The organism is Amycolatopsis sp. M39, from assembly GCF_001651785.1.
Lineage (GTDB): Bacteria > Actinomycetota > Actinomycetes > Mycobacteriales > Pseudonocardiaceae > Amycolatopsis > Amycolatopsis rubida.
In genome coordinates, this window is record NZ_LWSF01000022.1 from 114137 (window position 1) to 140453 (window position 26317).

Annotated in this window: 25 protein-coding genes; 14 read left to right on the plus strand and 11 right to left on the minus strand. The window is 70.1% G+C overall.

Annotation, left to right across the window (positions count from 1 at the left end; translation table 11 throughout):
- Both A4R44_RS49465 and A4R44_RS33900 read right to left on the minus strand, forming a co-directional pair.
- A partial coding sequence (locus A4R44_RS49465) for a helix-turn-helix domain-containing protein (RefSeq protein WP_095213788.1) occupies positions 1-689 on the minus strand: 689 nt, incomplete at its 3' end.
- 172 nt (positions 690-861) lie between these two features.
- Positions 862-1722 (minus strand): alpha/beta fold hydrolase, encoded by an 861-nt coding sequence (locus A4R44_RS33900; RefSeq protein ID WP_067589816.1) that lies wholly within the window; start codon positions 1720-1722, stop codon positions 862-864.
- A 70-nt stretch (positions 1723-1792) separates the two neighbouring features.
- Here A4R44_RS33900 and A4R44_RS33905 point away from each other — a divergent pair, with 70 nt between their 5' ends.
- Positions 1793-4720, plus strand: a complete 2928-nt coding sequence (locus A4R44_RS33905) for a BTAD domain-containing putative transcriptional regulator (RefSeq protein ID WP_067589819.1) — start codon at positions 1793-1795, stop codon at positions 4718-4720.
- Here A4R44_RS33905 and A4R44_RS33910 read toward each other — a convergent pair.
- Together A4R44_RS33910 and A4R44_RS33915 are read right to left on the minus strand one after the other, a co-directional pair.
- A complete protein-coding gene (locus A4R44_RS33910) occupies positions 4680-5177 on the minus strand; it encodes a hypothetical protein (protein ID WP_232791898.1) in 498 nt (165 codons plus the stop codon). The two genes, A4R44_RS33905 and A4R44_RS33910, sit on opposite strands and share 41 nt — an antisense overlap.
- A gap of 178 nt (positions 5178-5355) precedes the next feature.
- A complete protein-coding gene (locus tag A4R44_RS33915) occupies positions 5356-6465 on the minus strand; it encodes a C40 family peptidase (RefSeq protein WP_067590004.1) in 1110 nt (369 codons plus the stop codon).
- Between the two features lie 80 nt (positions 6466-6545).
- Between A4R44_RS33915 and A4R44_RS33920 the strand changes: the two genes are divergently transcribed.
- From A4R44_RS33920 to A4R44_RS33945, 6 genes are all read left to right on the plus strand, one after another.
- Positions 6546-7355, plus strand: coding sequence for a biotin--[acetyl-CoA-carboxylase] ligase (locus tag A4R44_RS33920; RefSeq protein ID WP_067589825.1), 810 nt, complete (start codon positions 6546-6548; stop codon positions 7353-7355).
- An 83-nt stretch (positions 7356-7438) separates the two neighbouring features.
- Positions 7439-8014 (plus strand): PH domain-containing protein, encoded by a 576-nt coding sequence (locus A4R44_RS33925; protein ID WP_067589828.1) that lies wholly within the window; start codon positions 7439-7441, stop codon positions 8012-8014.
- Between the two features lies 1 nt (position 8015).
- Complete coding sequence (locus tag A4R44_RS33930; protein WP_067589830.1) at positions 8016-8945, plus strand: hydroxymethylglutaryl-CoA lyase; 930 nt, start codon at positions 8016-8018, stop codon at positions 8943-8945.
- Positions 8935-9501: a GNAT family N-acetyltransferase gene (locus A4R44_RS33935; protein WP_067589834.1), complete on the plus strand. Its 567-nt coding sequence runs from the start codon at positions 8935-8937 to the stop codon at positions 9499-9501. The genes A4R44_RS33930 and A4R44_RS33935 overlap by 11 nt, the downstream gene beginning before the upstream one ends.
- An 82-nt stretch (positions 9502-9583) precedes the next feature.
- The gene (locus A4R44_RS33940; protein WP_232791899.1) at positions 9584-10405 is read left to right on the plus strand and encodes a TNT domain-containing protein; all 822 of its coding nucleotides are present in this window, start codon (positions 9584-9586) and stop codon (positions 10403-10405) included.
- Entirely contained in the window at positions 10402-10665 is a 264-nt protein-coding gene (locus A4R44_RS33945; protein ID WP_067589846.1) for a hypothetical protein, read from the plus strand. The genes A4R44_RS33940 and A4R44_RS33945 overlap by 4 nt, the downstream gene beginning before the upstream one ends.
- Here the strand turns inward: A4R44_RS33945 and hisN are convergent.
- Positions 10659-11450, minus strand: coding sequence for a histidinol-phosphatase (hisN, locus tag A4R44_RS33950; protein WP_067589849.1), 792 nt, complete (start codon positions 11448-11450; stop codon positions 10659-10661). The genes A4R44_RS33945 and hisN overlap by 7 nt on opposite strands.
- A gap of 42 nt (positions 11451-11492) precedes the next feature.
- Between hisN and A4R44_RS33955 the strand changes: the two genes are divergently transcribed.
- The gene (locus A4R44_RS33955; RefSeq protein WP_009072764.1) at positions 11493-12194 is read left to right on the plus strand and encodes a response regulator transcription factor; all 702 of its coding nucleotides are present in this window, start codon (positions 11493-11495) and stop codon (positions 12192-12194) included.
- Between the two features lie 12 nt (positions 12195-12206).
- Positions 12207-13490 carry an ATP-binding protein gene (locus A4R44_RS33960; RefSeq protein ID WP_067590010.1) on the plus strand — a complete coding sequence of 428 codons (1284 nt, stop codon included), beginning with the start codon at positions 12207-12209 and terminating at the stop codon, positions 13488-13490.
- Here the strand turns inward: A4R44_RS33960 and A4R44_RS33965 are convergent.
- Genes A4R44_RS33965 through A4R44_RS33980 form a run of 4 tightly spaced genes read right to left on the minus strand, consistent with a single transcriptional unit; the run spans position 13414 to position 17458 of the window.
- A complete protein-coding gene (locus A4R44_RS33965) occupies positions 13414-14118 on the minus strand; it encodes an HAD family hydrolase (RefSeq protein ID WP_067589852.1) in 705 nt (234 codons plus the stop codon). The two genes, A4R44_RS33960 and A4R44_RS33965, sit on opposite strands and share 77 nt — an antisense overlap.
- Positions 14115-14639 carry a GtrA family protein gene (locus A4R44_RS33970; protein ID WP_067589855.1) on the minus strand — a complete coding sequence of 175 codons (525 nt, stop codon included), beginning with the start codon at positions 14637-14639 and terminating at the stop codon, positions 14115-14117. Before A4R44_RS33970 ends, A4R44_RS33965 begins: the two co-directional genes overlap by 4 nt.
- A 37-nt stretch (positions 14640-14676) precedes the next feature.
- Positions 14677-15177, minus strand: coding sequence for a GtrA family protein (locus tag A4R44_RS33975; protein ID WP_067589858.1), 501 nt, complete (start codon positions 15175-15177; stop codon positions 14677-14679).
- Positions 15178-15187: 10 nt separating this feature from the next.
- Positions 15188-17458 (minus strand): sigma-70 family RNA polymerase sigma factor, encoded by a 2271-nt coding sequence (locus tag A4R44_RS33980; protein ID WP_067589861.1) that lies wholly within the window; start codon positions 17456-17458, stop codon positions 15188-15190.
- 255 nt (positions 17459-17713) lie between these two features.
- Here A4R44_RS33980 and A4R44_RS33985 point away from each other — a divergent pair, with 255 nt between their 5' ends.
- Together A4R44_RS33985 and A4R44_RS33990 are read left to right on the plus strand one after the other, a co-directional pair.
- Positions 17714-18565 (plus strand): hypothetical protein, encoded by an 852-nt coding sequence (locus A4R44_RS33985; protein ID WP_067589864.1) that lies wholly within the window; start codon positions 17714-17716, stop codon positions 18563-18565.
- 53 nt (positions 18566-18618) lie between these two features.
- Complete coding sequence (locus A4R44_RS33990) at positions 18619-19953, plus strand: glycosyltransferase 87 family protein (protein ID WP_067589867.1); 1335 nt, start codon at positions 18619-18621, stop codon at positions 19951-19953.
- Positions 19954-20116: 163 nt separating this feature from the next.
- Here the strand turns inward: A4R44_RS33990 and A4R44_RS33995 are convergent, their stop codons facing one another.
- Positions 20117-20479: a hypothetical protein gene (locus A4R44_RS33995; RefSeq protein ID WP_143132572.1), complete on the minus strand. Its 363-nt coding sequence runs from the start codon at positions 20477-20479 to the stop codon at positions 20117-20119.
- A 795-nt stretch (positions 20480-21274) separates the two neighbouring features.
- Here A4R44_RS33995 and A4R44_RS34000 point away from each other — a divergent pair.
- Both A4R44_RS34000 and purE read left to right on the plus strand, forming a co-directional pair.
- Positions 21275-22459, plus strand: coding sequence for a 5-(carboxyamino)imidazole ribonucleotide synthase (locus tag A4R44_RS34000; protein ID WP_067589873.1), 1185 nt, complete (start codon positions 21275-21277; stop codon positions 22457-22459).
- 11 nt (positions 22460-22470) lie between these two features.
- Positions 22471-22968, plus strand: a complete 498-nt coding sequence (purE, locus tag A4R44_RS34005) for a 5-(carboxyamino)imidazole ribonucleotide mutase (protein ID WP_067589876.1) — start codon at positions 22471-22473, stop codon at positions 22966-22968.
- Positions 22969-23019: 51 nt separating this feature from the next.
- On the opposite strand, the gene A4R44_RS34010 is transcribed toward purE, so the two are convergent.
- On the minus strand, positions 23020-24693 hold the full coding sequence (locus A4R44_RS34010) for a class I adenylate-forming enzyme family protein (RefSeq protein ID WP_067589879.1): 1674 nt from the start codon (positions 24691-24693) through the stop codon (positions 23020-23022).
- A gap of 119 nt (positions 24694-24812) precedes the next feature.
- Here A4R44_RS34010 and A4R44_RS34015 point away from each other — a divergent pair, with 119 nt between their 5' ends.
- Positions 24813-25970 carry an acyl-CoA dehydrogenase family protein gene (locus tag A4R44_RS34015; protein ID WP_093575849.1) on the plus strand — a complete coding sequence of 386 codons (1158 nt, stop codon included), beginning with the start codon at positions 24813-24815 and terminating at the stop codon, positions 25968-25970.
- The last annotated feature ends 347 nt before the right edge of the window (positions 25971-26317 follow it).

The following is a 26317-nucleotide window of genomic DNA, read 5'->3' on the forward strand; positions in this document are numbered from 1 at the left end:
TGGTCGCCCGGCGGGGTGTCGCCGATCAGCACCCGGTCCGGGGTGCGACACGTTCCCGGGCTCGGCGGCAGGTCCATCCGCTGGAGGTATCGCTGATGCCAGGCCACCGAGCCGGTGTTGCGCAGCTCCCATACTTTCTGGACGGTCTCGCCGACGTGGAGCACCGCGCCGTCGGGCACGGTCACGTCGTCGACGAACTGGGAGTTGTCGCCGGGGACGCGCGCACCGACGTCGACCAGGCTGCCGCTCTTCAGCTTCGGCACCACGATCGCGCCGACGGCGGCGACGAGCACGACGACGAACGCGACCGCGGCCAGTGCGTACCTGCGACGGTGCCGGGGCTTCTCCGCGACAGCCGGTTCCGCGCTGATCAGCACCGGTTCCGCCGGCGTTTTGACGACGGCGGCCTCGGCCGTATCGCCGACGGGAACCGCGGGCTCCGGAGGGACTCCCTTCAGCTCTTCCCAGCGTCGCCGCCACTGCTGTTCGTCCGCGTCGCACGCCCGGACGAACTCGCGCGTGGTGTCCCACGACGGGAACCGGGTGCCGCGGACCGCCTCGTGCAGGGTGGTGTGCGAGATCTGCCCGGAGCGGTCGGCCATCTTGCGAAACGACGGATTCCCGGCCCGCGCGCGCAGCGCGGCCAGCTCCGCGGAAAGCACCTCGGCGGCAGGTTGCCCGTCGCCCATCGCTCTCCCTGGTTGTCAGATCCGCTGGTCGGACCAGTCTGACATTCCAGTTCGGCACAGCTGGGCGCACCCCGGCAGCGGCCTCGGCAAGGCGGCCGCGACCGGTGCGCGGCACTGCCAGGTGCCGACGATTCGTTCTCGAAGATCACGAGCACGGACGACTTCCGACGGGTCAGCGCGCGAGCAGGTCCCGCAGCGATTTCGTAACGCTGCCAGGGGAAGTCTCGGCCATGAAGTGTCCACTGTCTACGGTTTCATGCACGAGGTCCGGTGCCCATGCGCGCCAGAGCGCGGCCGCGTCGAAGCCCAGGGCGTCGCCCCAGCCCTGCTGCAGCACGGTGGCCGGCATCTTCAGCTGGTTGCCCGCGGCGCGGTCGGCGCGGTCGTGTTCGAGGTCGATACCCGCGGAGGCGCGGTAGTCGGCGACGATCGACGGGATCGCGTTCCGGCTCGCTTCGAGATACCGGGCGTGGATGTCGGCCGGGATGGACTCCGGGTCCGCGCCCCACTGGTCGAGGAAGTAGCCGAAGAACGCGTCGGGAGCGCCGCTGATCAGTTGCTCGGGCAGGCCGGGGGGCTGCGCCATCAGGTAGAGGTGGAAGGCGACGGACGCGTTGACGCCGTGCAGGACGTCCCACATGTCCAGCGTCGGCAGCACGTCGAGGATGGCCAGGCGGGACACGTGGTCCGGGTGGTCGAGGCCGGCGCGGATCGCGACGAGGGCGCCGCGGTCGTGTCCGGCGAGCGCGAACTTCTCGTGTCCGAAGGCGCGTGCGAGTGCGACGACGTCGGCGGCCATGGTGCGCTTCGAGTAGGTCTCGCCGTCGTCAGCTGGCTGGTCGCTGTCGCCGTAGCCGCGCAGGTCCGGGCACAGCACGGTGTGGTCGGCGGCGAGGTCGGCGGCGACGTGCCGCCACATCAGGTGGGTCTGCGGGAAGCCGTGCAGCAGGACGACGGGCGAGCCGGAGCCCGCGACCGCCACGTTGAGGGACACGCCGTCGGCGACGGGCACCCGCTGGTAGTCGAAGTTCATGCGACCCAGCGTGCGCCGGGCCGATCAGCAACCGATCAGCAACGAGCGAGCTGATTACAGTACGGAACTGATGACCATCTCGTTCTCGGTGCTGGGCCCGTTGGCGGCCGATGACGCACGCGGGCCGGTGGCGTTGCCTGGGCCGCGGCACCGTGCGGTGCTCGCGCGCCTGCTCGTCGCCCGCGGGCAGGTGGTGTCGACGGACGCGCTGGTCGACGCGTTGTGGACCGAACCTCGGGCAGGCGCGGTCGGTGCGGTGCAGACGTTTGTCGGCGCGTTGCGGCGTTCGCTCGAACCGGACCGTCCGCCGCGGACGCCCGCGAAGCTGCTGGTCACGGCTGGACCGGGGTACGCGCTGCGTGCCGAACCGGAGCAGGTTGACGCATGGCGGTTCGAGGCGTTGCTGCGCGGGACACCGTCGGTCGCGCAGTTGGACGAGGCGCTCGGCTGGTGGCGGGGCGAGCCGTACGCGGAGTTCTCGGACGAGCCGTGGGCGCGTGCCGAACGGGCTCGGCTGGACGAACTGCGGTTGCTCGCGCTGGAACGGCGGGCAGCTGGTTTGCTGGATCTTGGCCGTGCTGCCGAAGCCGTGCCGGATCTGGAGTCCCTTGTGGACGCTCATCCGCTGCGCGAGGAAGCGTGGCGATTGCTCGCGCTCGCCTTGTACCGCGCGGGACGTCAGGGGGACGCGCTTGCCGCCTTGCGTCGGGCGCGGGCCGGGCTCGCGGCGGAGCTGGGGGTCGACCCTGGTCCGGCGTTGCGGCAGGTGGAGCAGGACGTCCTGGCGCAGGCTCCGCAGCTGACCCCGTCGGTTCCCGGGCGGCTGGCCGGGCGTGATCCGGAGCTGGCGCGGCTCGCCGAGGTCGCGGCGGAAGTGGCTGACCGCAAGCGATTCCGGCTCGTGCTGGTGTCCGGCGAGGCGGGCGCGGGCAAGACGGCGCTGGTCGAGGAATTCGCCGCGCGACTGGGCTGGACCACCGCGTGGGGCGTGAATCCGGATGGCGCCGGGGTGCCGCCCGCCTGGCCGTGGACACGGATTCTCGCCGCGCTGGGAGAACCGGTCCCGCCGCGGGCGACCGGTGGCGACCCGGCGGTAGCGCGCTTCGAGTGGCATCAGGCGATGACCGCGCGGATCGCTGAGGTGGCTCGCCGGGGTCCGCTGCTGCTCGTGTTGGACGATTTGCAGTGGGCGGGCGAGGAAACCCTGGCGCTGCTGACGTCGATGACCGCGGCTCCGGTGCTGTTGATCGCGACGTACCGGACCACCGGAGTCGCTCCGGAACTGACCGCGGCGTTGGGCAGGCTCGCGCGCGCCGACCCGGTTCGGCTGTACCTAGGCGGGCTTTCGGCCGAGGCAGTGGCCGAGCTGGCCGGTCCCGAGTCCGCCGCTGTGATTCATCGGCGATCTGGCGGAAACCCGTTCTTCGTCAAGGAACTCGCCCGCGCACTGGATGCCGAAGGCGACCTGCCGGACGGAGTACGCGACGTCGTCCGGAACCGGATCGCCGCGTTGCCCGACCAGGTGCGCGCGGTGCTCGGGAAGGCCGCGGTGATCGGCGCGGATGTCGATCTCGGCCTGCTCGGTGACGTCCTCGACGAGCTGGAAACCGCTGTACAGGCAGGATTTCTGAGCGAAAGCGGACCGCGCGCGTTCCGGTTCGCGCACGCGCTCGTCCGCGACGCCGTCTACGACGATCTTTCGCTAGCTCGACGTGCACAGCTGCACCGCGAGGTCGGCGAGACTTTGGCGAGCCGTCGGCCGTCGGCAATTTCCCTGCTGGCCCACCACTTCCTGCTTGCCGGAGACGATCGCGGAACCGCTTACGCGCAAGCAGCCGCAGAACGCGCTGAGCGAGATTTCGCGCCGCACGAAGCACTTCGGCTCTGGCAAGCTGCTTTGGCGCAAGGCCCGCGTACGGTGGAATTGCTGATGGGTCTCGCTCGGACGTCCGCGTTCACTGGCTCCTTGACCGCCGCGCGCCGCTACCGCGCCGAGGCGCTGGACCTAGCCGGCGACGATTCCGCTTTGACCATCCGGGTACTGACCGCCTTCGACGTGCCGGGAATCTGGACCGAGAACGACGACCCCGTGCTGGCCCGCCGCATCGCCGACGCCGCCGAACGCGTGCACACCACCGATCCGCTCGTGCGCACCCGGCTGCTGGCGACCATCGCGTTGGAACTGCGCAACGAAGGCGGTCAACGCGCCCGCGACGCCGCTGTCGAAGCGGAGAAACTGGCGCGATCCGCCGAGGATCCGGCGTTGCTGGCGCTGGCGTTGAACGCACGCTGGACGCAGACCTTTACCCGTGCCGGCTTGGCCCCGGAACGCGCCCGGATCGGCGAGGAACTGGTCGAACTGGCTGCTCGGCACCGGCTGGTGACATTCGAGGTGCTCGGTCACCTGGTGCTGACGCAGGCCCGCTCAGCGCTAGCCGACTTCGCCGCTGCCGACACCCACGCGACCGCAGCGGATCGGCTGGGGGAGCAGTACGACCTCCCGCTCGTCAGCGTATTCACCGACTGGTACCGCGCGCTCCGCCTGGCGGTCACCGGTCCGGTCGCTGCCGCGGACGCCGCTTACCGCAGCGCCGCGGTCCGGTTGCCCGGCAGCGGAATGTCCGGAGTGGACCGTGGCCTGCTGCCGCTCGCCCGGCATTGCCTCTGTGTCCAACACGGTCTGGAGTCCACAGTGGACTTCATACTGCCGCCAGAGCGCCCGGACCTCTTCCTCGAACTGCGTGCTTGCCTCACCGTCTCGACCGGAGACGCACGCGAGTTGTATGCGCGATTGGCCCCCGCGGAGAACGAACTGGCCGGTGCCGGTTCCGGCATGGTGACACTCGGCCCGGTCGCCTATTACCTGGGCGAACTGGCCGTCCGATTGGGACTGCCGTCCGACGAGCACTACCGCAAGGCCGCCGAAGTGGCCCGCCGCGCCGGTGCCGCGCATTGGGTCAGTCGACTACGTACCATTTGCCGCCGCGATTCTCCATAACCGCGTCGCCGAGGTCGCTGTCGGTGAACTTGACGGAGGCCTTCACCGCGCGTGCCGGGATTTCGACCTTCTTGGGCCCGTCCTTGATCTTGGACCGGTCGACCGTGGCGGTCTGCAGGGCCTTTTTCTGTGCCGGGGAGATCATCTGGAACGCCATCGGCATCGTCTTCTCGCACGGTCCCATGCCCTCGTCCTCCGCCTGCTTGGCAGCCGGGCCGGCGATCTCGCACACCGTCGCGAGGTCTTGCCTGCCCGCCGCGTGCATGAAGGCTTCGTACCGCTCGACCGCGTCCCCGCCGGTCGCTTCCGACTCCGCCGCAGCCGACGACGACGGTGCCGCGGAGGTGGACGGCGACGGCGAGGCTGACGGCTTTGCGGCCGAGGAGGACGTGGGCGCGGGAGNGGCGGTGCCGCCGCTTTCGCCGGAGCAACTGGGGATCAGAAGGGCAGCGCCCACGGCAAGAAAGGGGAGGATGCGAGCGGACATGGCGTGCCTTTCCCGTCAGGAAGAATGCTCCGGAGCATAAGCGACAGACGGGCGCTGCGTGCGGAAACGGGAAACTTGCCGCTGGTTCGCCGACGGGCGGAGCACGCCGATCCCGCGCCGCGACCCTTCGGCACGCCGGCGGCGGACGTCAGTTCGCCGGGTGCCCCGCCCCGGCGTAGTCGTCCCCCGGCCGGTGGAACGTGTGGATCTGGATTGCCTGTCCTTCGGTCGGCGCGTTGATCATCAGGCCGTTCCCCAGGTACAGCCCCACGTGGTGGATGCGTGTCGCCGGGCTGCCGTAAAAGACGAGATCGCCCAGCTGCGGTTCCTGCCCGCCCGGAACCGGCGGCATCGAGCGGAACTGGCTGTCCGCCGTGCGCGGCAAGGAAACCCCGGCGCTGTCGTAGGAAGCCTTGGTGAGACCCGAGCAGTCGAACCCGGCCGCGCCCGCGTCGGGACCGTTGCCGCCCCACACGTACGGCAGGCCGAGCTGTCCGAGCGCGAATCGCGTGGCGTGCACCGAAGGCGCGTTCGACTTCGCCGGGTCCAGCGAAAGCGTCGCGTACAGCTGGGCGTAGCCGAGCACTCGCTGCCGGAACAGCTCCATGCCGCTGCCGTTCTCGTACCCGGCGACGGCCTTCCACCAGCCATTGCCCGCTGACAGGTCGACACCGCTCGCGCACAGTGCGCGCCCCGCGGCGACGGACGCGGCCGACGGGTCGGACAGCGCCGGGTTCGCGATGCCGGGGATCTGCGCGCCGTACTTCTTCCACTGCTGCGTCGAGAGCCCCATCGGCTCGCCGTCGCCGCGGCCATGGTTATTGCCGGCGACGCCGAGACCCGCCAGCGTGACCCACGACAGGTGGCAGTCCGGGCGCTCCTTGCGCATCGTCAACTCGCCGTTGGCGTACCCGAGCAACGCGGCGGTCGGGATGTCCAGCGGCCCGGCGAGCGAGTCCGCCCACTTCTGCAGCGGGGCCGGGCCACCGCCTCCGCCAGCAGCGCCCTGCGCCGGTTCCTGTGCTTGCACCGGAGCGCTCGCCTGCAACACCGACGGACCGCTGACCGTCTGGGCGGGCGTCGGTGCGGTGAGCGCGGCCTGCGTCGGAACGGGCGCGGGCTGGTCGCGTCCGGCAACCAGCCAGCCCGCGGTGGCGAGTCCGGCGACCAGCGGCAACGCCACGAGTCCGCGATACAGCGCGCCGCGAGCCCAGGCGGGCTTCGGCGGCGCGTCGGCGGTGGGGGTCTCCGGCGTCACGGCGTCCAATCTAGAAGAGCGCACCTCTGGGTAACGAGCGAACGGCTTGCACGTTAGGGGGACTCTCATATTGTGGGCACATGGCTGAACTCGACGCGGCGCGGCTGCGGGATGGACTCGGCGGCCGCTGCGCCCGCCTCGACGTCGTGGAGACGACCGGTTCCACCAATGCTGACCTGCGGGAAGCCCTCATCGCGGGAGCGGCGGACCGGACCGTTCTGCTGGCCGAACACCAGACGGCCGGAGTGGGACGGCGGGCTCGCTCGTGGAGTTCGCCGAAGGGCGCCGGGCTGTACCTGAGCATCGCGCTGCGCCCCGCTGGTGTGCCGTTCTCCGCACTCGGTTCACTGTCGGTGGTCGCCGGTCTCGCGGTGCACGCGCTCGCCACCGATCTGGGTGTCGACGTGGCCCTCAAATGGCCTAACGACGTGCTCGCCGGGCCTGAGCGGGCCAAGTGCGCGGGCATCCTCGCCGAGGCTGTCGGCACCGACGACGCGGCCGTGGTGCTCGGCATCGGGCTGAACGTCCTGCCGCTCGGCGACGACGTCCCGGCCGGTCCGGGCGGCCTTCCCGCGACCTCGCTGGCCGAGCAGGGCGCGACGAGCACCGACCGGACCGAGGTCGCGCTCGGCCTGCTGATCAGGTTCGACGACCTCGAACGCCGCTGGCGGACGGCGGGCGGCGACCTCACCGAGGCCGGTCTGCTCGGCGACTACCGCGCCCGCTGCGCGACCCTCGGCCAGGACGTCCAGGTGCAGCTGCCGGACGGGTCGACGCTCGCCGGCCGCGCCGCGGACCTGGACGCGTCCGGCCAGTTGCAGGTCGACGTCCCCGACGGGCGGCGGCTGACCGTTTTCGCCGGTGATGTGGTGCACGTCCGCCCCGCTTGACCGGAACGGGCGCGCCCGCGCGAGGCCCGCGCCGGTACGGTGGATCCACCACATCGGCACACATTCGCAGGGGAGCGCCCGCCGTGGCCTATCCGGACGATTTGCTCAGCCAGAACGAACGCGTGGTGGTGCACAGCCACCCGCACTTCAAGATGCTGATCTTCCCGTTCCTGGCGTTCGTGATCACCGTCGGGGCGGCGGTGTGGCTGCTCGTGGTCGCCAAGGACTTCGCCGGGCCGTGGAACAACATCACGATGATCGCCGTCGCCGTGGTGGCGCTGATCTTCGTGGTGTGGCTGTTCCTCGCGCCGCTGGTCCGCTGGCGCACGACGCACTTCATCGTGACCACCGACCGGCTGATCGCGCGCGAGGGCGTGCTCAAGCGCACCGGCATCGACATCCCGCTGTCGAGGATCAACAGCGTGCAGTTCGAGCACGGCCTGCTCGACCGGATCTTCGGCTGCGGCACGCTCATCATCGAGTCGGCCTCGGACGAGCCGCTGCGCTTCGATGACATTCCCCACGTCGAGCACGTGCACACGGTCATTTACCGCGAAGTCAACGACAATCCCTACGACGACTACCACGGCGCGCCCGGCCCGCAGGACACCGAACCTCTGCCCCCGCGCGGCCGGGAACCGCGCGGAAGGAGACGCTGACGTGGGTGCTCAAGAGGTCGGCCTGCCGGAACGGGTCCCCGCGGGCGGGTTGCCGCCGCGGGTCGAGATCTGGGAGGTCGGGGCGCGCGACGGGCTGCAGAACGAGAGCTCGGTCGTGCCGGTCGAGGTCAAGCTCGAATTCCTGGACCGGCTCGCCGGCGCCGGGCTGACCACCCTCGAAGCGACCAGCTTCGTGCACCCGAAGTGGGTGCCGCAGCTCGCCGACGCCGAACAGCTGCTCGCCGGGCTCGACCGCCACGACGGCGTCCGCTACCCGGTGCTGGTCCCGAACGACCGCGGCCTCAACCGCGCGCTCGACGCGGGCGTCGACCACATCGCGATCTTCGCCAGCGCCACCGAGACCTTCGCCCAGCGCAACCTGAACTCGACCTTCGACGACCAGTTCGGCATGTTCGAACCGGTGGTCACGCGGGCCCGCGAGGAGGGCATCGAGGTCCGCGGGTACCTGTCGATGTGCTTCGGCGACCCGTGGGAGGGCGTGGTCGACGTGGAGCAGGTCGTGCGGGCGGGCAAGCGGCTGCTCGACTTCGGCTGCTCGCAGCTCTCGCTCGGCGACACCATCGGCGTCGCCACCACGAACCAGGTCACCCGGCTGATCGAGGCGTTCGGGGACACTTCGCCGCTCGCCGTGCACTTCCACGACACCTACGGCCAGGCGCTGGCCAACACCGAGGCCGCACTGCGCGCCGGTGTGTCCACTGTGGACTCGTCGGCGGGCGGTCTCGGCGGCTGCCCGTACGCCGAGTCGGCGACCGGCAACCTGGCGACCGAGGATCTGGTCTGGCTGCTGGAAGGGCTCGGCGTGGAGCACGGAGTCGATCTCGGCAAGCTGGTGGAGACCAGCGTGTGGATGGCCGGGCAGCTGGGCCGTCCGTCGCCGTCGCGGGTCGTGAACGCGCTTGCCGGATAGCGCTCCCGGATGCGTCCCGCTCAGCGCGGAAACGTTCGAGCAGCTCTTCGGCCCCGGCGGGGTGCGGGGCGGCTGCTGGTGCGCGTTCTTCCGGCTCGCCGGACCGGACTTCAAGGCCGCCGGGCGCGAGGGGCGCAAGGGGCACGTCCGCACCGAGGCTCAGGACGGGAAACCGCTGCGGTTCTTGGGCATTGTCGACGGTGAACCGCTGGGCTGGGTGGCCGTGCCGCCGCGGAAGGACAATCCGCGGCTGGCCCGGTCGCGCGTGATGGCGTCGGACGAGCCCGGTGCGGTCTGGTCGATCACCTGCTTCTACATCCACCGCCGCGGCCGTCGGCGGGGGCTGGCGACAGCGTTGCTACGGGCTGGCGTGGACTACGCCGTCGAAGAGGGCGTGGAAGCCGTCGAGGGGTACCCGGTGTCGGACGGAACGCGTTCCGCGGCCGACCTCTATCACGGTACGACCGGCATGTTCGCCGACGCGGCGTTCGAGGTGGTCGAGAAGCGCGGCCCGGCCCGCGCGTTGGTGCGGCGGCGCATCCCCGTCGCCCGATAAGGTGGGTTTCCCGTTCGCCCGGAACCTTCCGGCGCGAGCGAGCGTCCGACCCGGTGCCGGCACGACCGAGAAGAGGGTGCCAGTGTCCGACCAGCCCGAACCGGCAGACACCGACGTCGCCACCGGCCCGGTGCGCGTGCCCGCCCACTACGGCGGGCTGCTTGAACGCGGTTTCGACGAGGTGCCCACCCCGCCTTCGGGCACCGGCGTGCTGCCCGGGCAAAGCCGTCCGCCGGTCGGTTCTCCGCGCACCGACCGGGAAAGCGTGCTGGCGCTGTTCTCGGTCCACATGTTCCCGCTCGGGCATTTGCCGGTCGCGGCGGACCGTCCGGACCGGCAGTTGCCACCGCCGGCGAATGCGGTCGCCGAGGGGGCGCGGCGGCCGTTGTTCGACCATCCGGAATCGGCGTTGCTGGACGACACCGCGGTGCTCGGGTACGTCAAGCAGGGCTTCCGGCGTTCGCCCCCGCCGCCGGTGGATCCGGAGCCGCCTGAGGCCGTCGTCGAAGGCTATGCGCCGCCGGAGGGTCCCGGGTGGGAGCGCCGGTTCGTGGTGGGAGCCGAGTACGTGTGGCCGCCCGCGGAGCGATTCCCGGAAGGCGGCGTCGAAGAGCCGAATCCGGTGGTACTGCCGGAAAACACGCTGCTGGACCGCTTCGGCAGCGACCACGGCCGTGTGTTCGCGCCGGACGGCACGCCGTTCGCGGAACGCGCGTTGCCGCCCGCCGCGCTGCGTTCGGGCTACCGCCGGTATCGCGTGCTGAAGCCGATGCCGGTGTGGCAAGCCACGTCGGCGGAGTGGTTCGACGGACCGGGCGGCGGAATCCGCTACCGTGCGGTGCTCTCCGCGGACGAACTGGTCACGCTGGGATTCCTGGTCGACGTCACGCGGGAGGCACGATGAACACCCAGTCGATTCGCAAATGGCTGGACGTCATCGGAGTGCCCGGGGAAGTCGTGTCGATCGGCCGGGAAGCGGACAACACGTGGTGCCTGCTGCCGACCTCCGACGGCGGCTGGGAAGTGTTCTGGCGCGAGCAGGGCAACCGCTACGACTGGGCCGCGTTCACCTCCGAACAGGTCGCCTGCCACTACCTCTTCGGCAGGCTGACCTGGTCACAGGTGGCGCGCGGCGCGGTCGGCGTGCTGCCCGGCGCTCACTGACGGCGCAGGATCGCCAGCGCCTCGTCGTGCAGGAGGCCGTTGGTGGACAGCGCCGAGCCGCCCTCGTAGGTCTCCGCACCGGAAAGATCGGTGAACCGGCCGCCCGCCTCGGTGACGATCACCTGCGCGGCGGCGACGTCCCACGGGTTCACGATGCACTCGGCCGCGACGTCCATCGCGCCCTCGGCGACGAGGCAGTGGCTCCAGAAATCGCCGAACGCGCGGGACTCCCAGCACGCCTCGGTGAGCGCTAGGTACTTCTCGCGGGAGTGGTACTCGGTCCAGCTGCTCAAGTCCGTCGTGGACAGATAGGCGTCGCCGATCGTCGCCACCTTCGACACCGACGTACGCCGTTCGCCCGCCGCGTCGCGCAGGTGCGCGCCCTCGCCGCGCGCCGCCCACCAGCGCCGGCCCAGCAACGGAGCGCTGATCATGCCGACCACCGGCGTGCCGTCCTCGACGAGCGCGATCAGGGTCGCCCACACCGGGACGCCGCGGAGGAAGTTCTTGGTCCCGTCGATCGGGTCGATCACCCACGCCCGGCCCTCGCTGCCCGCCGAACCGCCGCGTTCCTCGCCCGCGACCGTGTCGCCAGGCCGCTCGGCGGCGAGGATTTCGCGGATCGCGTCCTCGACGGCGGTGTCGGCGTCGGTCACCGGCGTGCGGTCCGGTTTCGCGGACACCACGAGGTCGAGCGCACGGAAACGGGCAGTGGTCAGCGCGTCGGCGGCGTCCGCCAGCCGGGTGGCGAGAACAAGGTCATCCGAGTAGGCAGGCACGGTCACGATGGTTTCACGCCCGTTCGCCGTAAGGTTGGCCAGGTGAGCATGGTCCTACTTGCCGAAGACGATCCGGCCATCGCCGAGCCGCTGTCCCGCGCGCTGCACCGGGAGGGGTACGAGATCGAGGTCGTCACCGACGGTCCGGCGGTGCTGGCCGCGACCGCCGCGCACCGGGTCGACCTGCTCGTGCTCGATCTCGGGCTGCCCGGGATGGACGGGCTGGAGGTGTGCCGCAGACTGCGCGCGAGCGGCACCGAACTGCCGGTGCTGATGCTCACCGCGCGCACCGACGAGGTCGATTTCGTGGTCGGCCTCGACGCGGGCGCGGACGACTACGTGGCCAAGCCGTTCCGGCTCGCGGAACTTCTCGCGCGGATCCGCGCGCTGCTGCGCCGCCGGGTGCCCGAGGTGCTGGAGGCCGGTGGCGTCCGGATGGACCTCGGCGCGCGACTGGTCACTGTGGACTCGCACGAGGTGCAGCTGGCGAACAAGGAGTTCGAGCTGCTGCGCGTGCTGATGAGCCGGGCCGGGCAGGTCGTCAGCCGCGACGAGATTCTCGCCGAGGTGTGGAACGACCTCGAGTCCAAGACGTCGAAGACGCTCGACATGCACATGTCCTGGCTGCGCCGCAAACTCGCGGTCGCCGCCGACGAGGCGGCGGGCAGGCAGGCGAAGCCGGCGCACTCCGACGCCGAACGGCGCATCGCGACCGTGCGCGGCGTCGGGTTCCGGTTCAATGTCGAGTAGCCGCCGATGAGCATGCGCCGCCGGATCCTGCTGGCGATCCTTCTCGCCGTGCTGGTCACCGCGGCCGTGCTGGGCATCCCGCTCGGCGTCACCGCGTGGCGGCTGGTGGAGAACCTCAACCGGGAAAGCCTGGCCGAACGGGCGCGCAACATCGCCGCGACGGTCGACACGCAGGTCGCGAACGGCCAGGAGGTCGACCTGGAGCAGTTCCGAGTCGGTGTTCCCGAGGGCGGCATGCTGATCGTGCGCGCCGAGGGGTTCAGCGAAAAACACCTCGGCGCGAACCCTGGCCCGGACCCAGTGGTCGAATCGGTCCCGACCGCGCGAAGCGGCACAGTACTGCTGGCGATCCCCAGCGGTCCGGTACGGACGAAGCAGACGCAGGTGACGCTGCTGGTCGTGCTGCTGGTGGTCCTGTCGGTCGGCACCGGCACGGTGGTGGCGACAGTGACCGCGCGCCGCCTGGCTAAACCGCTGCGGCACGTCGCGGACCGCGCCTCCCGCCTGGGCGGCGGCGACTTCCGTCCGGATCCCAGCCGCTACCGCGTGGCCGAGCTGGACATGGTCGCGGAGGCTCTCGACACGTCAGGGTCCGCCTTGGCGCAGCTCGTGCAGCGGGAACGACAGCTGGTCGGGGATGTCTCGCACCAGCTGCGCAGCCGATTGACCGCGCTGCAGCTCCGGCTGGAGCCCTTGACCGGCCATGAAGATCCGGATGTCGTCGAAGAGTCCCGAGCCGCGCAGGAACAGGCGGACCGCCTCGCGCAGGCCCTGGACGAGCTGCTGGCCGCCGCCCGCGCTGCCCGCGAGGTAGACGCCGAGCCGGTCGATCTGCCGGTGACGCTGCCCGCTGTCGCGGAGGAATGGCGTCAGCTGCTGCGGGTCGAGGGACGGAATTTGCGCCTGAAGGTCGCGGACGGCCTGATGGTGCGCGTGACTCCGGCGCGGCTGCGCGAGGTGATCGGGGTGCTGCTGGACAACGCCCTCCGCCACGGCGCGGGGACGGTCACGCTGTCCGCTCGCCGCGGCGATGCGGAGGGAACTGTGGTGATCGAGGTCGCGGACACCGGGTCCGGAGTGCCGGACGACATCGCGCCGCACATTTTCGAACGCGGTTTCTCCGGCGGCGGTTCGACCGGGGTGGGGTTGGCTCTGGCCCGCGCGCTGGTCGAGGCGGACGGCGGACGGCTGGAACTGTCGAATAAACGCCCGGCGATTTTCAGTCTGTTCCTGAAGGTGCCGCGTCCGGACGAGGTGGGCGAATTGCAGTGGCCCGCGGAGCCGGTTCCTCGCTGAGGATCTGGACGGCTTCCCGCAGGCTGGTCGCGAGCCGATGAGGTGGCTGACCTTGCGGCCATGGGCGGCCGTGGCTGATCCAGAGCGTGCGCAGCCTGGCGTTGTGCCCGCCCGCGATGTCGAGGCCGGGGCTGTCGCCGATGACCCAATCGCCGGGGGCCAGCGTGGTTCCGCGGTTTCGCGCGGCGAGACGGAAGAGGCGCGGATCGGGTTTGCGCAGGCCGGCGGCGGCGGAAATGCAGTAACCGTCGATCGCGTTGGCGAGACCGGTGCGGTGGATTTTTGCCAGCTGGTTGTCCCGCATCCCGTTAGTGACAATGCCGATTCGCCATCCAGCAGCGCGCAGGGTGCCGAGATCGTCCAGCACGCCGGGGTAGAGCTGCACCAGCTGCGGAATCCTCGCGCGATAACTCGCCCCTAGCCGTTCACCAGGCTCGGCCAGGTCGAACCGCTGCCGGACCTCTGCGAAGAACCGGTCCAGCGGTCCTCCGCTCCGCGCCGAGACCAGCCAGGCCGCCGCGTCCTCGGCAAGCCGGTACCGCGCGGAGAATTCCGCCGCCCAACGGGAAAACGCGCCGCTGAGATCGGTCAGCGTGTCGTCCAGATCGAACAGCGCCAGCCGGGTCACCGGGGAAGCCGGGTGACCCCGTCCTTCCGCCGTTCCCCCAGCTCGTCCGGGAACACCCACTTCTTGAATCCCCAGAACCGGAACACCATCGCCAGCAGCATGCCGATGATCGACCCGCTCGCGAAGTCCGCGACCTCCTGCACGAACCGCGACACGTGCGGCACTTCCAGGTGCAGCCAGTAGCGCGAGATCAGCAGCGGAATCAGGTTCACCACCACCGCGACCCCACTGATCACGAAGAACAGCGTGGCCTCGTGGGCGCGTTCGCGGCCGCCGCGGGTGCGGAACGACCATTCGCGGTTGAGCACGTACGACACGATCGTCGCGACGATGATCGCGATCGCCTTCGCCGTGGTCGGTTTCGACTCCAGCACGCTGAGCTTCAGCAGGTACCAGACGCCGTTGTCGACCAGGAAGGTCGTGCCGCCCACGATCGCGAACTTCAGCAGCTCCCGGTGCTTCACGAGCACGGAGCGCAACGGCTCGGGCGTACGGGCGAGCACGGTTTCGACGACGGTCACATATCGCAGTCTAGAGAATTCGAGGTCACGGCAGGTCTCAGGCGGCCTTACGGTCCGGAATATCCGGATTGTCATTCCGTGCTGATTCCGTCCGGGCACCCTCCGTGGGGAACACCCACTTTTTGAACGCCCACCAGCGGAACAGCGTCCCGAGCAGAGTGCCGATGATCATCCCGCTGACGAAGTCGGCCGCCTCCTGCCCGACCAGGCTCACGCGTGGCACTTGTAACTGCAGCACGTAGCGCGAAACCCACTGCGGCAACGCGTTCAGCCCGAGCGCGACCCCGCTGATCAGGAAGAACAGCGTGGCCTCGTGGGCGCGTTCGCGCCCGCCGCGGGTGCGGAACGCCCATTCGCGGTTCGCGACGTAGGAGAAGATCGTGGCGATCAGCACACCGACGATCAGCGCCGTGACCGGATGGGTCCGCAGCACGGTGAACTTCAGGCCGTAGGTGATCGTCATCGTGATGCCGAAGCTCGTGCCGCCGACCAGGGCGAAACGGACCAGCTCACGGTGCTTCGCCAGGAGTTCGCGCACCTCGCGGACGCTACTCCGTGAACCAGCCGAAGAACCCCCGGGGTTCGACCGACGGCGGACGTTTGCCGTGGTTATCGGGTTTGCCGGGCTTGCTGTCCGAGCCGGGGTTCGGCGGCGCGCTCGTGGTGGCCGCCGGGCTGCTCGACGCCGGGGCCGACGTCTCGTCGTCGGAGGACGGCGTGGACGGCGGTGTCGGCGGGGTCGGCTTCGGGTGCTTCGACGAGCTCGGCAGGTGGCTCTTCGAGGTCGACGACGTCGGCGGCAGCGGCACCGAGGTGGACGACAGCGGCCCGATCGTCGGGTCGTGGCACATGTTCCACCAGCAGCCGAGTTCCACCGGGACCGGTTTTGCCGACGCATTGCCAAGCGAGGCGTTGACCGTGACGGTGAGCGGACCGTCGAACGGGTCGCGGTTCACTCCCACCCACAACTCCGCCGTCTCGCCCGGAGCCAGCGGGTTGACGCTCGTGCAGCGCAAGCTTTCCTCGCCGGACGTGCACTTGAACCGCTTGACGCTGAACGGTCCCGTAGCGCTGTGATCGAAGGTGATCGTGACGGGTTTCGTGCTCTGTCCGGTGTTCTGCACGTCAGCCTTGACGACCGGGTGGAACCACGGGCCGAGCTGGCCCGCGGCGAGCGACAGAGCGTCCTTCGGAGGATTGACCTTCACCCGGACATTGACGTCGACCTTGACCGAAGCACCCGCAGTGACCGAACCGGTCACCTCGCCGCCCTTCGCGTTCTCGTCCGCCTGCACCCGGAACATCAGCACCGCCGATTGGCCAGGCTGCAACCCGCTGCCGGTCTTGCACGTCACCGTGCCCGTGCCGCCCGGACACGAGACCTGCATCGGCCCGGCCTGCGCGGCTGCTTCGCTGGAGTACGCGCCGACCGCGCCGCCGCCGTTCGCCTGAACGGCCCGGACTCCAGGCGGCAGGTTCAACGTCGCCTGGACCGGGTCGGACACGGAACCGCCGTTGTTGCGCACGGTGATCGGCAGCGCGACCGCTTCGCCGCCCGGCTGGAGTTCGACCCCGCTCGGCGGCATGGTCGCGGACAGCTGCGGCGGCGCGGCAGGCGGGTTCGGGGCCGGCGGCTGCGCCGGCGGGGCGGCCGGGGGCGCCGGGGGTGCCGCGGGCGGCGGCACAGCCGGAGGCGCGGGCTGGGCAGGCGGCGGGGCTGGGGGAGCGGGTGGCGCGGCCGGAGGAGCTTGGGGAGCAGGCTTCGGCGCGGGTGCCGGCGCGGCGGCCGGCGGCGCGGGTGCCTGCTCGGCGGCCGGAATGGTCTGCGTCCCGCCGCCCGCGGCCAGTGCGACCGCGACCGCGGCCACCATCGCGGCCCCGGACATGGCGACCCCGGCGAACTGCCGCGGCGCGGACGAAGCCGCCGCCGCACCCGCCTTGGCCCCGCCTGCCGCAGCGGCTCCGGCACCGACCGCGGCGGCACCGGCGGTAGCCGCGCTCGCCTTGGCCGCGCCGATCGTGGCCAGGTAACCGAGAGCGGCGCCACCCAGGACGATCGGGGCGATGATCGCGCGCAGGCTGCCGTTGACGTCGGCCAGTTCGGCCGCCAGCACCCGGCACTTCTCGCATTCGTCGAGGTGGTTTTCCACCTGCGAGCGCTCGCGTTTGGACAGCCCGTCGCGCGTCCAAGCACCAAGCCGCTCGGCCGTCGCGCGGCAGCGGTCCGCACCGGTTTCCTGGAGGTGGACCTGCAGATACGCCTGGCGAAGTCCTTCCCGGGCGCGGTAGGCGAGCGCGGACACCCCGTTCGCGGTCAACCCGAGCAGCGGCGCGACTTCAGCCGGGCTCTGCTGCTCGATTTCGGTGTGCCACAGAACTGCCTGCCAGCGTTCCGGAAGCCGGGCGAACGCCTTCGCGGCCATCGTGCGCTCGAGGCCCGCGACGGCGGTGTCGGAGAACGGCACAGTGAGCGCCTCGCCAGCGGCACCGCCGACGTCGCTCATGTCCTCGTTGAGGTCGATCCGGCGGTCACGGCGCGTCTTGTCGTACGCGGTGTGCCGCAGCGCGGTGAGCAAGTACGCACGGAAGGCGCTGTCCGGGCCCTTCCCGCCGCGCAGCGTGTCCAGAACCTTCGAGAACGCCTCCGACACGAGGTCGTCAGCCTCCGAGCTGGACCGCGCGAGCTGGCGGGCGAGGTTGTGCGCGGCACCGCTGTGCCGCTCGTAAAGCGGACCGTAGGACGCGATTTTTCCCGCGCGAACCTCTGCGATCAGCTCGGCGTCGCTCTTACCGGAGAGATCGGCGGGAACGGTGGACACGGGGCTCCTTTAATGCTGTGCGTGCGGCAGACTCCACGCGCTTTACTCCTTACAACGCACACCAAGTGTGACGGATGCGGCGACACTCGTCACGCCGTGGTCCGGCAGATGCCTCGGTAGGCGCAGCAAGTTCACCTCCTCGTCTGGTGATTAGCCGAAAAAGATCGGGGAAAACGCGTCACGAGGGGAGTTCCGCCGCGTCCCCTCCGTGATGGGGAACAAGATCGACAGGTACCGGAAGGAGCTGGGGGTTCGGTGGACGTACCGGCGACCGGGGCGCGGTTCGGCTTCGCAGGCGACTCGTCGGGGGACGAGACGCGTGCGCGGTTCGAGCGGGACCGCCACTTGCGGGCATTGCGAGCTCGCTGGCGAACAGCCAGTCTCGCGGCCGGCTGGCGTTTCCCGAGCGACTGGGCACTGCCCGAAGTCGACGCGGTGTGCGCGGCAGTTGTCCGGCACGGTTCGACCGGCGCGGAAAACGCGCTGGCCGGACTGGGCCGGGCGCGGGCCGCGGCGGGAGCGGGGCTGTCGGAGACGCTGTGCGACCTGGCCGCCTTGCACGCGGTGCTCGCCGATCCGGACGCGGTCGACGGGTTCGTCGCGCCGGATGTCGACGCCACCCCGGCCCGGCTGCTTCGCGTGACCGCACTGGCCTGGGCAGACGTCGCCACCGACCAGCTCGTGCACACCGAGGTCACCGATCCGCTCACCGGCCTGCCGTCCGCGGCGTACCTGCGGACCCGGCTCGGCGAGATCTACCGCGGCGGGGTCAACGAGGCGAATGTGCTGCTCACCGTGTCGCTGGACCTGACGTCGGTGTCCGGCTGGCCACGGTTGACCGCGATGATCCTCGCCGCGGACGCGGTCCGAGCCGTGTTCGACACCGGCGAGTGCTACGCGACGATCGGCCCGTCCGCGGTCGCGGTGCTGGCCGGACGCGACGAACGCCTGGCCACACGCGGGGTCGCGCTGCGAAGGGCGCTCAACGAACGGCTTTCGGTGGACCCGCAGCTGCGCGACGTCGCCCGTCCGCTCGTATCGGCCGTCCGGTTGCCGGGGACGCATGACCGGGCGTGCGAGCTGCTGACGGAATTGGCGCACAGCTGAGCCCCGGTCACCCTTCCTGACCAGCATTCCCGCAGTCGTGCTTTCCTGGTGTAGTGACCAGGACCGTACCCTCCGCCGCCGACGGCGAAGCTCCGGTGAATCGATCCGGGCAACCCCGGCTGGCTCTGCGCCGATCTCTGGCACGGCTGTCCGTGCGCCCCCGGTCGATGCTCATCCTCGCCGTGTTCCCGCTGCTGGCGATCGTGGTCGGGTTCTGGGGCTGGACGCACGACTGGAACCTCGGCGTGGACAGCGCGGTCTATCGGGCGGGCGCGCTGCAGCTGCTGCGCGGGGACAACCTCTACGACGCGAACACGCTGCCCACCGAGCCCGGCTGGGCGTTGCTGCCGTTCACCTACCCGCCGACCGCGGCGCTGCTGTTCGCGCCGCTCGCGCTCGTGCCAGCGCAGGTGGCCTGGGGTTTCCTGACCGTGGTCTCGCTGGCCGCGCTCGCCCTGTCGGTCCGGATCGCGATCGGCGCGCTGCCCCGCCCGGCCGCCGACGGTCCCCGCTGGTGGGCCTCGCCCGCCCGGTCGACGATCGTGTTCTTCCTGGTCTTCCTCGGTTTCGAACCGGTGTGGCGGACGATCTTCCTCGGTCAGATCAACCTGATCCTGATGGCGATGGTCCTGCTGGACATGCTCGTCATCGGCGCCCGCGGCAGCCGCTGGGGCGGGGTGCTGGTGGGCCTCGCGGCGGCGATCAAGCTGACCCCCATCGTGTTCCTGGGCCATCTGCTGGTCACCGGCCGCTGGAAAGACGCTCTGCGCGGCTTGGCGACCTTCGCCGGCATGCAGGCGCTGCTGTTCCTGATCAACCCGCACGATTCGTGGAAATACTGGACCAAAACGCTCCCCGACACCGGCCGGATCGGCCCGGTGCACTGGGCGGGCAACCAGTCGCTGAACGCGCTGATGAACCGTGCCACGGACCTGGCCCCGTGGGCCTCCAGCGCGGCGACCGCGATCGGCCTGGTGCTCGCCATTCCGGCTCTGTGGCTGATGTTCCGCTTCCACCGGCGCGGCCAAGCGCTGGCCGCGCTGCTCGTCACCGCGTTCTGGATCCTGCTGATCTCACCGATTTCCTGGTCGCACCACTGGGTCTGGGTCGCGCCGCTGGTCGTGCTCCTCGTGTCCAGGCTGCCGAAAACCACCCCGGCGACGGCCTGGAAACGCTGGCTGGGCACGTTCCTGGTGGGGTTCGTGTTCGTCAGCTGCGTGCTGCTGATCTTGCCGAACGGCCGGAATGTCGAGCTGCATTGGAAGGTGTGGCAGAACATCCTCGGCGACGCCTACATCCTCATGCCCGTGGTGCTGGCCGTCGCGTTGGTGCTGCGGTGGGGGTTGCGGCGGCGGGCTCGCAATCGGGAGCCTGCTGGTTCTTCTTAGTCTCTTTGCGCTGTTCGGAGGCTTGCTGACGGGTTTTGTCGGTGGTGGCGGTTACTGTCTGGATCGCGGTGGTTACGCGGCCGTCCGGCGCTTGGCTTCGGGCGGGCACGGCCCTCGTTCTGATCCGCGCTACGTGGACAGATCAACCGAATAGTGAGCGCGGTCAATCTGCCGAACCGCCGTAGAAGTCGCCCAGCGCGGTGCGGGTGTACTGGATCAGCAACTCGGCGTGCGCGAAGTCGTCCGGAAGACATTCGCGGGCCGCGGTGAGCAGTTCGTCGAACCGAAACGGCGGGACGACGGCCTTGGCGAGCGGGTGCCGTTCGCGGAGCTGCCGCATCAGCTCGGCGAGGTAGATCACGGCCGAGTTGGAGTCGGTGGTCCAGAGCCAGGCGAGGACGTCGCCGAACCCCGAGGGGAAAGCCAGCGGCCGGGTTGCGCCGGTGAGCATTCCGGTGGCCACCCCGGGGAGGCTCGCTTGGCGAAGAGCGTGCAGAACCGGTCGTGGGAGGGTGACAGAGTCCATCCAGCCATCCTGCTGCAGCGGGACGGTCTGGGTGGGGTTTGGCGTGCGGGTGTCGCCTGCTCACGGTCTGAGTGCCGCTGGTGCTTCCGTCAGCTCGATTCGCCCGGCATCCAGTCAGGCCGGTTCTCTGGGGGTGCACTGCGGTCGGTTCGCGCCGTGGCCGGGGTTGCTGGTGCCAGTCCGTGAATCCCGGCTGCCCCGCCCGGGGTGCCCGCCATGGCTGGTGTGCGCTGGGGCTGGTTGCTGGAGTGACTCCGCGAGTCCTGGTTGTCCTGGTCCGGCGCGCCTGCTCGGGGTGTTCGCCGTGGCTGGTGTGCGCTGGGGCTGGTTGCTGGAGTGACTCCGTGAATCCTGGTTGTCCTGGTCCGGCGCGCCTGCCCGGGGTGCCTGCCGTGGCTGGTGTGCGCTGGGGCTGGTTGCTGGAGTGACTCCGCGAGTCCTGGTTGTCCTGGTCCGGCCCGCCTGCCCGGGGTGCTCGCCATGGCTGGTTCGCGCTGAGGCTGGTTCCCGGTGCCAGTCCGCGAATCCCGGCTGCCCCCGGTCCGGCCGCCCCGCCCGGGGTGCCCGCCATGGCCGGTGCGCGCCCCAGCCGTTTCCCGGTGCCAGTCCGCGAACCCCAGCTGCCCCCGCCCGCCGCCGCCAGATTGCCGCCGCGGCCGGTGCGCGCCCCAGCCGGTTCCCGGCGCCAGTCCGCGAACCCCTGCCGCCCCGGCCCAGCCGCACCCCACCGGCCGCCGCCTTCGCCGCAGGTCGCCGGTGGTCCGCCAGTTCTCGCCCAGTAACCTGGGCGGCGTTATGGACAAACGAACCGGTCTTCCCATCGTCGGCATGGTGGGCGGCGGGCAGCTCGCCCGCATGACGCAGCAGGCGGCGATTTCCCTCGGCCAGTCGCTGAAAGTGCTGGCTGCCGACGAGGGCGACGCGGCGGCCCTCGTGGCAAGCGACGTCGTCATCGGCCACCACACCGACCTCGACGCGCTGGTCGGCTTCGCCCGTCAGGTCGACGTGGTCACCTTCGACCACGAGCACGTGCCCGGCGAGCACCTGCTCACCCTCGCCACCGAGGGCTTCGTCGTCCGCCCCGCGCCCACCGCTCTCGGGTTCGCGCAGAACAAGCTCGTCATGCGCGAGATGATGGCCGGCCTCGGCGTGCCCGGTCCCGCCTTCGCCGAAGTGTCCACTGTGGACGATTCGGTGGCGTTCGGCGACGAGCACAGCTGGCCGGTGGTGCTGAAGGCGTCGCGCGGCGGATACGACGGCCGGGGCGTCTGGATGCTCGACACCGCACAGCAGGCGCGCGAGACCGTTCCCGAACTCCTCGAAGCGGGCACCGAGCTGCTGGTCGAGGAGAAGGTCGCGATGAAGCGCGAGCTGTCCGCGCTGGTCGCGCGCTCCCCGTTCGGTCAGGGCGCGGCGTACCCGGTCGTCGAGACCGTCCAGACGAACGGCATCAACACCGAGGTTCTCGTCCCCGCGCCGGGACTGTCCGAGTCGCGCGTGCACGAGGCGCAGGAGCTGGCCCTGCGCATCGCGTCGACGCTCGACGTCACCGGGCTGCTCGCGGTCGAGCTGTTCGAGACCGAGACCGGTCTGCTGGTCAACGAGCTGGCGATGCGTCCGCACAACTCCGGCCACTGGACCATGGACGGCTCGCGCACCTCGCAGTTCGAACAGCACCTGCGTGGCGTCCTGGACTACCCGCTCGGCCGCACCGACCTGATCGCGCCCGCGTGCGTGATGGCGAACGTGCTCGGCGCGGACGTCTCGCCGCAGATGAGCCCGGACGAGCGCGTGCACCACCTGTTCGCGCGGTTCCCCGAGGTGAAAATCCACCTCTACGGCAAGCAGGACCGGCCCGGCCGCAAGCTCGGGCACGTCAACTTCGTCGGCGACCGCATGGACGACCTGCGCGATCGCGCGCTGCTGTCCGCGCACTGGCTGTCCCACGCCGTCTGGCTCGACGGCTACGAGATCCACTGAAGGGGAACACAATGGCGCCGCAGGTGGGCGTGATCATGGGCAGCGACTCCGACTGGCCGGTGATGGAGGCCGCGGGACAAGCGCTGGACGAGTTCGGCGTCGAGTACGAGGTCGGCGTCTACTCGGCGCACCGCACTCCGCAGCGGATGCTGGACTACGCGAAGTCCGCGGCCGACCGGGGCATCCGCGCGATCATCGCGGGTGCCGGTGGAGCCGCGCACCTGCCGGGCATGGTCGCGTCGGCGACCGTGCTGCCGGTGATCGGCGTGCCGGTTCCGCTGAAGTACCTGGACGGCATGGACTCGCTGCTGTCGATCGTGCAGATGCCCGCCGGCATCCCGGTCGCGACCGTGTCCGTCGGCGGGGCGCGCAACGCCGGTCTCCTCGCGGTCCGCATCCTCGCCGCCGCCGACCTGCAGTTGCAGGCGAAGCTGATGCAGTTCCAGGAGGATCTGGAGCAGCTCGTCCTGGACAAGGACGCCAAGCTCCGCGAAAAAGCGGGCAAGTAGGCCGGGCACGCGGATGCCGGTCCGGAACCGGCATCCGCGCATCCCGCCGGTTCAGGCCGGGTCGGGCAGCTGCTTCCGCAGTTCGCGCTTCAGCACCTTGCCCGCCGCCGACACCGGTATCTCCGCCACGAAATGCAGTTCCCGCAGGCGTTTGTACGGCAGCACCTTCTCGTTGACCGCCGCCATCAGCTGTTCGGCGTCCACTGAGGAATCCGGCTTCCGCACCACGAACGCCACCGGCAGCTCGCCGACCTCCGGACTGGGCCGTCCGACCACCGCCGCGGACAGCACGCCCGGCGACGCGCTCAGCAGTTCCTCGAGCTCGCGCGGAAAGACGTTGTATCCCTTGTACAGCAGCATGTCCTTCTTGCGGTCCACAATGGACAGGTAGCCGTCCTCGTCGAGTACGCCGATGTCGCCGGTGTGCAGCCATCCCTCGACCAGCGCGGCGGCGGTCTCCTCCGGACGGTTCCGGTACCCGCGCATCACCTGTGGCCCGCGCAAGCACACCTCGCCCTCCTGCCCGGGTGGCAACGGCTCCTCACTGCCGTCCGCGACGAGCTTGACCTCGGTGTCGAAGATCGGCCTGCCGACCGATCCCACCTTGCGCACGCCGGACCGGTAGCTCGGCGAGATCACCGCACCCATCGTCACCTCGGTGAGCCCGTAGCCCTCGGCGATGACGACGTCAGGGAACCGCTGGTGCAGCGCGCGGATCATCTCGTGGCTCATCGGTGCCGCACCGGAGCCGATGTTGCGCACCGACGACAGGTCGGCGGTGTGGAACGCAGGCGTGGCCAGCAGCGCCGCGAACAACGCGGGTGCGCCGCCGATGGTCGTGACCTGCAGCCGTTCCGCGTCCGCGACGTACGCTGCCGGGTCGAAGCGGGCGTGCAGCACCGTCGTTCCGCCGCCCATCAGCGGCCCGTTAAGCCCCGCGATCACACCCATCGCGTGGAACCACGGCGTCAGGTTGATCGCGGTGCCGGTGCCGAGCCGGGTCGGCCATTCGTCCGGGCTGCCGATCTGGTCGATCGTCACGTCGCCGTTCGCGTCGAGCGCCGGTACCGACCCGGTCGACCAGCAGGTGTGCTGCAGCGTATTGGTGACGACGTTGCGATGCGTGAGCTCAACGCCCTTGGACCGCCCCGTCGTGCCACCCGTGTAAGCGAGATGAGCGAGGTCGCGGTCCACGTCGATCGTCACGCCGGGCCGGTCCGCGGGCTGGTCGGCGAAAAACTCGCGGAACTCCACGCTCCCCTCGCCAAGCTCGCTCGCAGGCGCGACGACGATCGTGAGCCGTGCCGGAATCCGATCGGCGACAGCCGCGAGCGTGCCCGCGACGGGCCCGAATGTCACCACCGCCGCGGCCCCGCAGTCAGTGAGCTGGAAGGCGAGGTCGTCCGGCGGGAGCAGCGGGTTCGTCGGGCTGAACGTCGCTCCCGCCAGCAGGATGCCGTGGTAGGCGATCGGATACGCGAGACAGTTCGGCAGGTGCACGGCGACCACGTCGCCTCGCCCGATGCCGCGGGCGAGCAGCGCCTGCGCGAACCGGCAGGCGGCCTGCCAGGTCTGAGCGAACGTGAGCTGGTCGTCGCCCATAGCGAACGCGACCCGGTCGCCGTAGCGCGTCGCGGCACCGGCGAGCACCGAACCGATCGGCACGTCGGGGTAGTGAAGAGAAGCGGGCAATCCGGGCGGCGGGGTCGACGCAGTGGCAGCCATCGCTTGACCATACGAACGGTGAGGCCGAGGACACAAGAAGCGAGCTGCCGCGTTCGGAGTGAACGCGGGCTAACATCGAGAGACTTTCTCCCGTTTTGCTGCAGAAGAGGTGACTGAAGGTGGCCGAGGGCCTGTATCAGCTGGCCGAAGAGCACGAGGAACTGCGGGCCGCGGTCCGGGCTCTAGCCGAAAAGGAGATCGCGCCCTACGCGGCGGAGGTCGACGAGCAGGAGCGCTACCCGGTCGAGGCCAATGAAGCGCTCGTCAAGGCAGGCTTCAACGCCGTCCACATCGGCGAGGAATACGACGGCCAGGGTGCCGACGCCATCGGCGCGTGCATCGTGATCGAGGAAGTCGCGCGCGTCGACGCGTCCGCGTCCCTGATCCCGGCAGTCAACAAACTGGGCACGCAGCCGATCATCCTGTCCGCTTCGGAAGACTTGAAGAAGCTGGTCCTGCCGTCGATCGCCTCGGGCGAAGCCTCAGCGTCGTACGCCTTGTCCGAGCGAGAGGCCGGTTCGGACACCGCGTCCATGCGCACCCGGGCCCGCCTGGATGGCGACCACTGGGTCCTCAACGGAACCAAGTGCTGGATCACCAACGCCGGCGAATCCTCGTGGTACACGGTGATGGCCGTAACCGACCCGAACGCGGAAAAGAAGGCCAACGGCATTTCCGCCTTCGTCGTGCACAAGGACGACCCGGGTTTCTCGGTAGGTCCGAAGGAAAAGAAGCTGGGCATCAAGGGCTCCCCGACCCGTGAAATCTACTTCGAAAACTGCACCATCCCCGCGGACCGCATCATCGGCGAACCGGGCACCGGCCTGAAAACCGCCCTGCGCACCCTGGACCACACCCGTCCGACGATCGGCGCACAAGCCTTGGGAATCGCCCAAGGCGCCCTGGACGCCGCCGTCGCGTACGTCAAGGAACGCAAGCAGTTCGGCAAAGCAATCGCGGATTTCCAAGGAATCCAGTTCATGCTGGCCGACATGGGAACAAAAATCGAAGCCGCCCGCCACCTCGTGTACGCCTCCGCAGCATCCTCCGAACGCGGCGACAAACGAGCCGGCTTCACCGCATCAGCGGCGAAGGCCTACGCATCCGACGTGGCAATGTCAGTGACCACGGACGCGGTACAGCTGTTCGGCGGCGCAGGCTACACACGCGACTTCCCGGTAGAGCGCATGATGCGCGACGCGAAGATTACCCAGATTTATGAAGGCACGAACCAGATCCAGAAGGTCGTCATGGCGCGGGCCCTGCTGAAAGGCTGAGCTCCCGGCGGCCCATTGAAGAGCCCCACTACCCGGATCGGGTGGTGGGGCTCTTTTCGCGCTCGAACCTGCCGCACCCGGTGCGTGACTTGGCTACTGTTGCGTCGGGGAGGCCCTGTCGCAGGGGAGACTGTCGTATGAAGGTGCGGTTCGCTGCTGTTGCGGTGGCGGGAACTATGTTCGCAGCAGGGTGTTCAGGCGATTCTGCGCCGAAACGGGATGTTGGCGTGACCAGTCCCCCGCCGTCGACTGCCGGAAGGAGACTGCCGTATTCAGCCGCGCCTAAGGTAGAGCGGTCACTGCCGAAGTCGGTGCATCCGTGCGATAGCGCGCTCACTCCTGGCCGG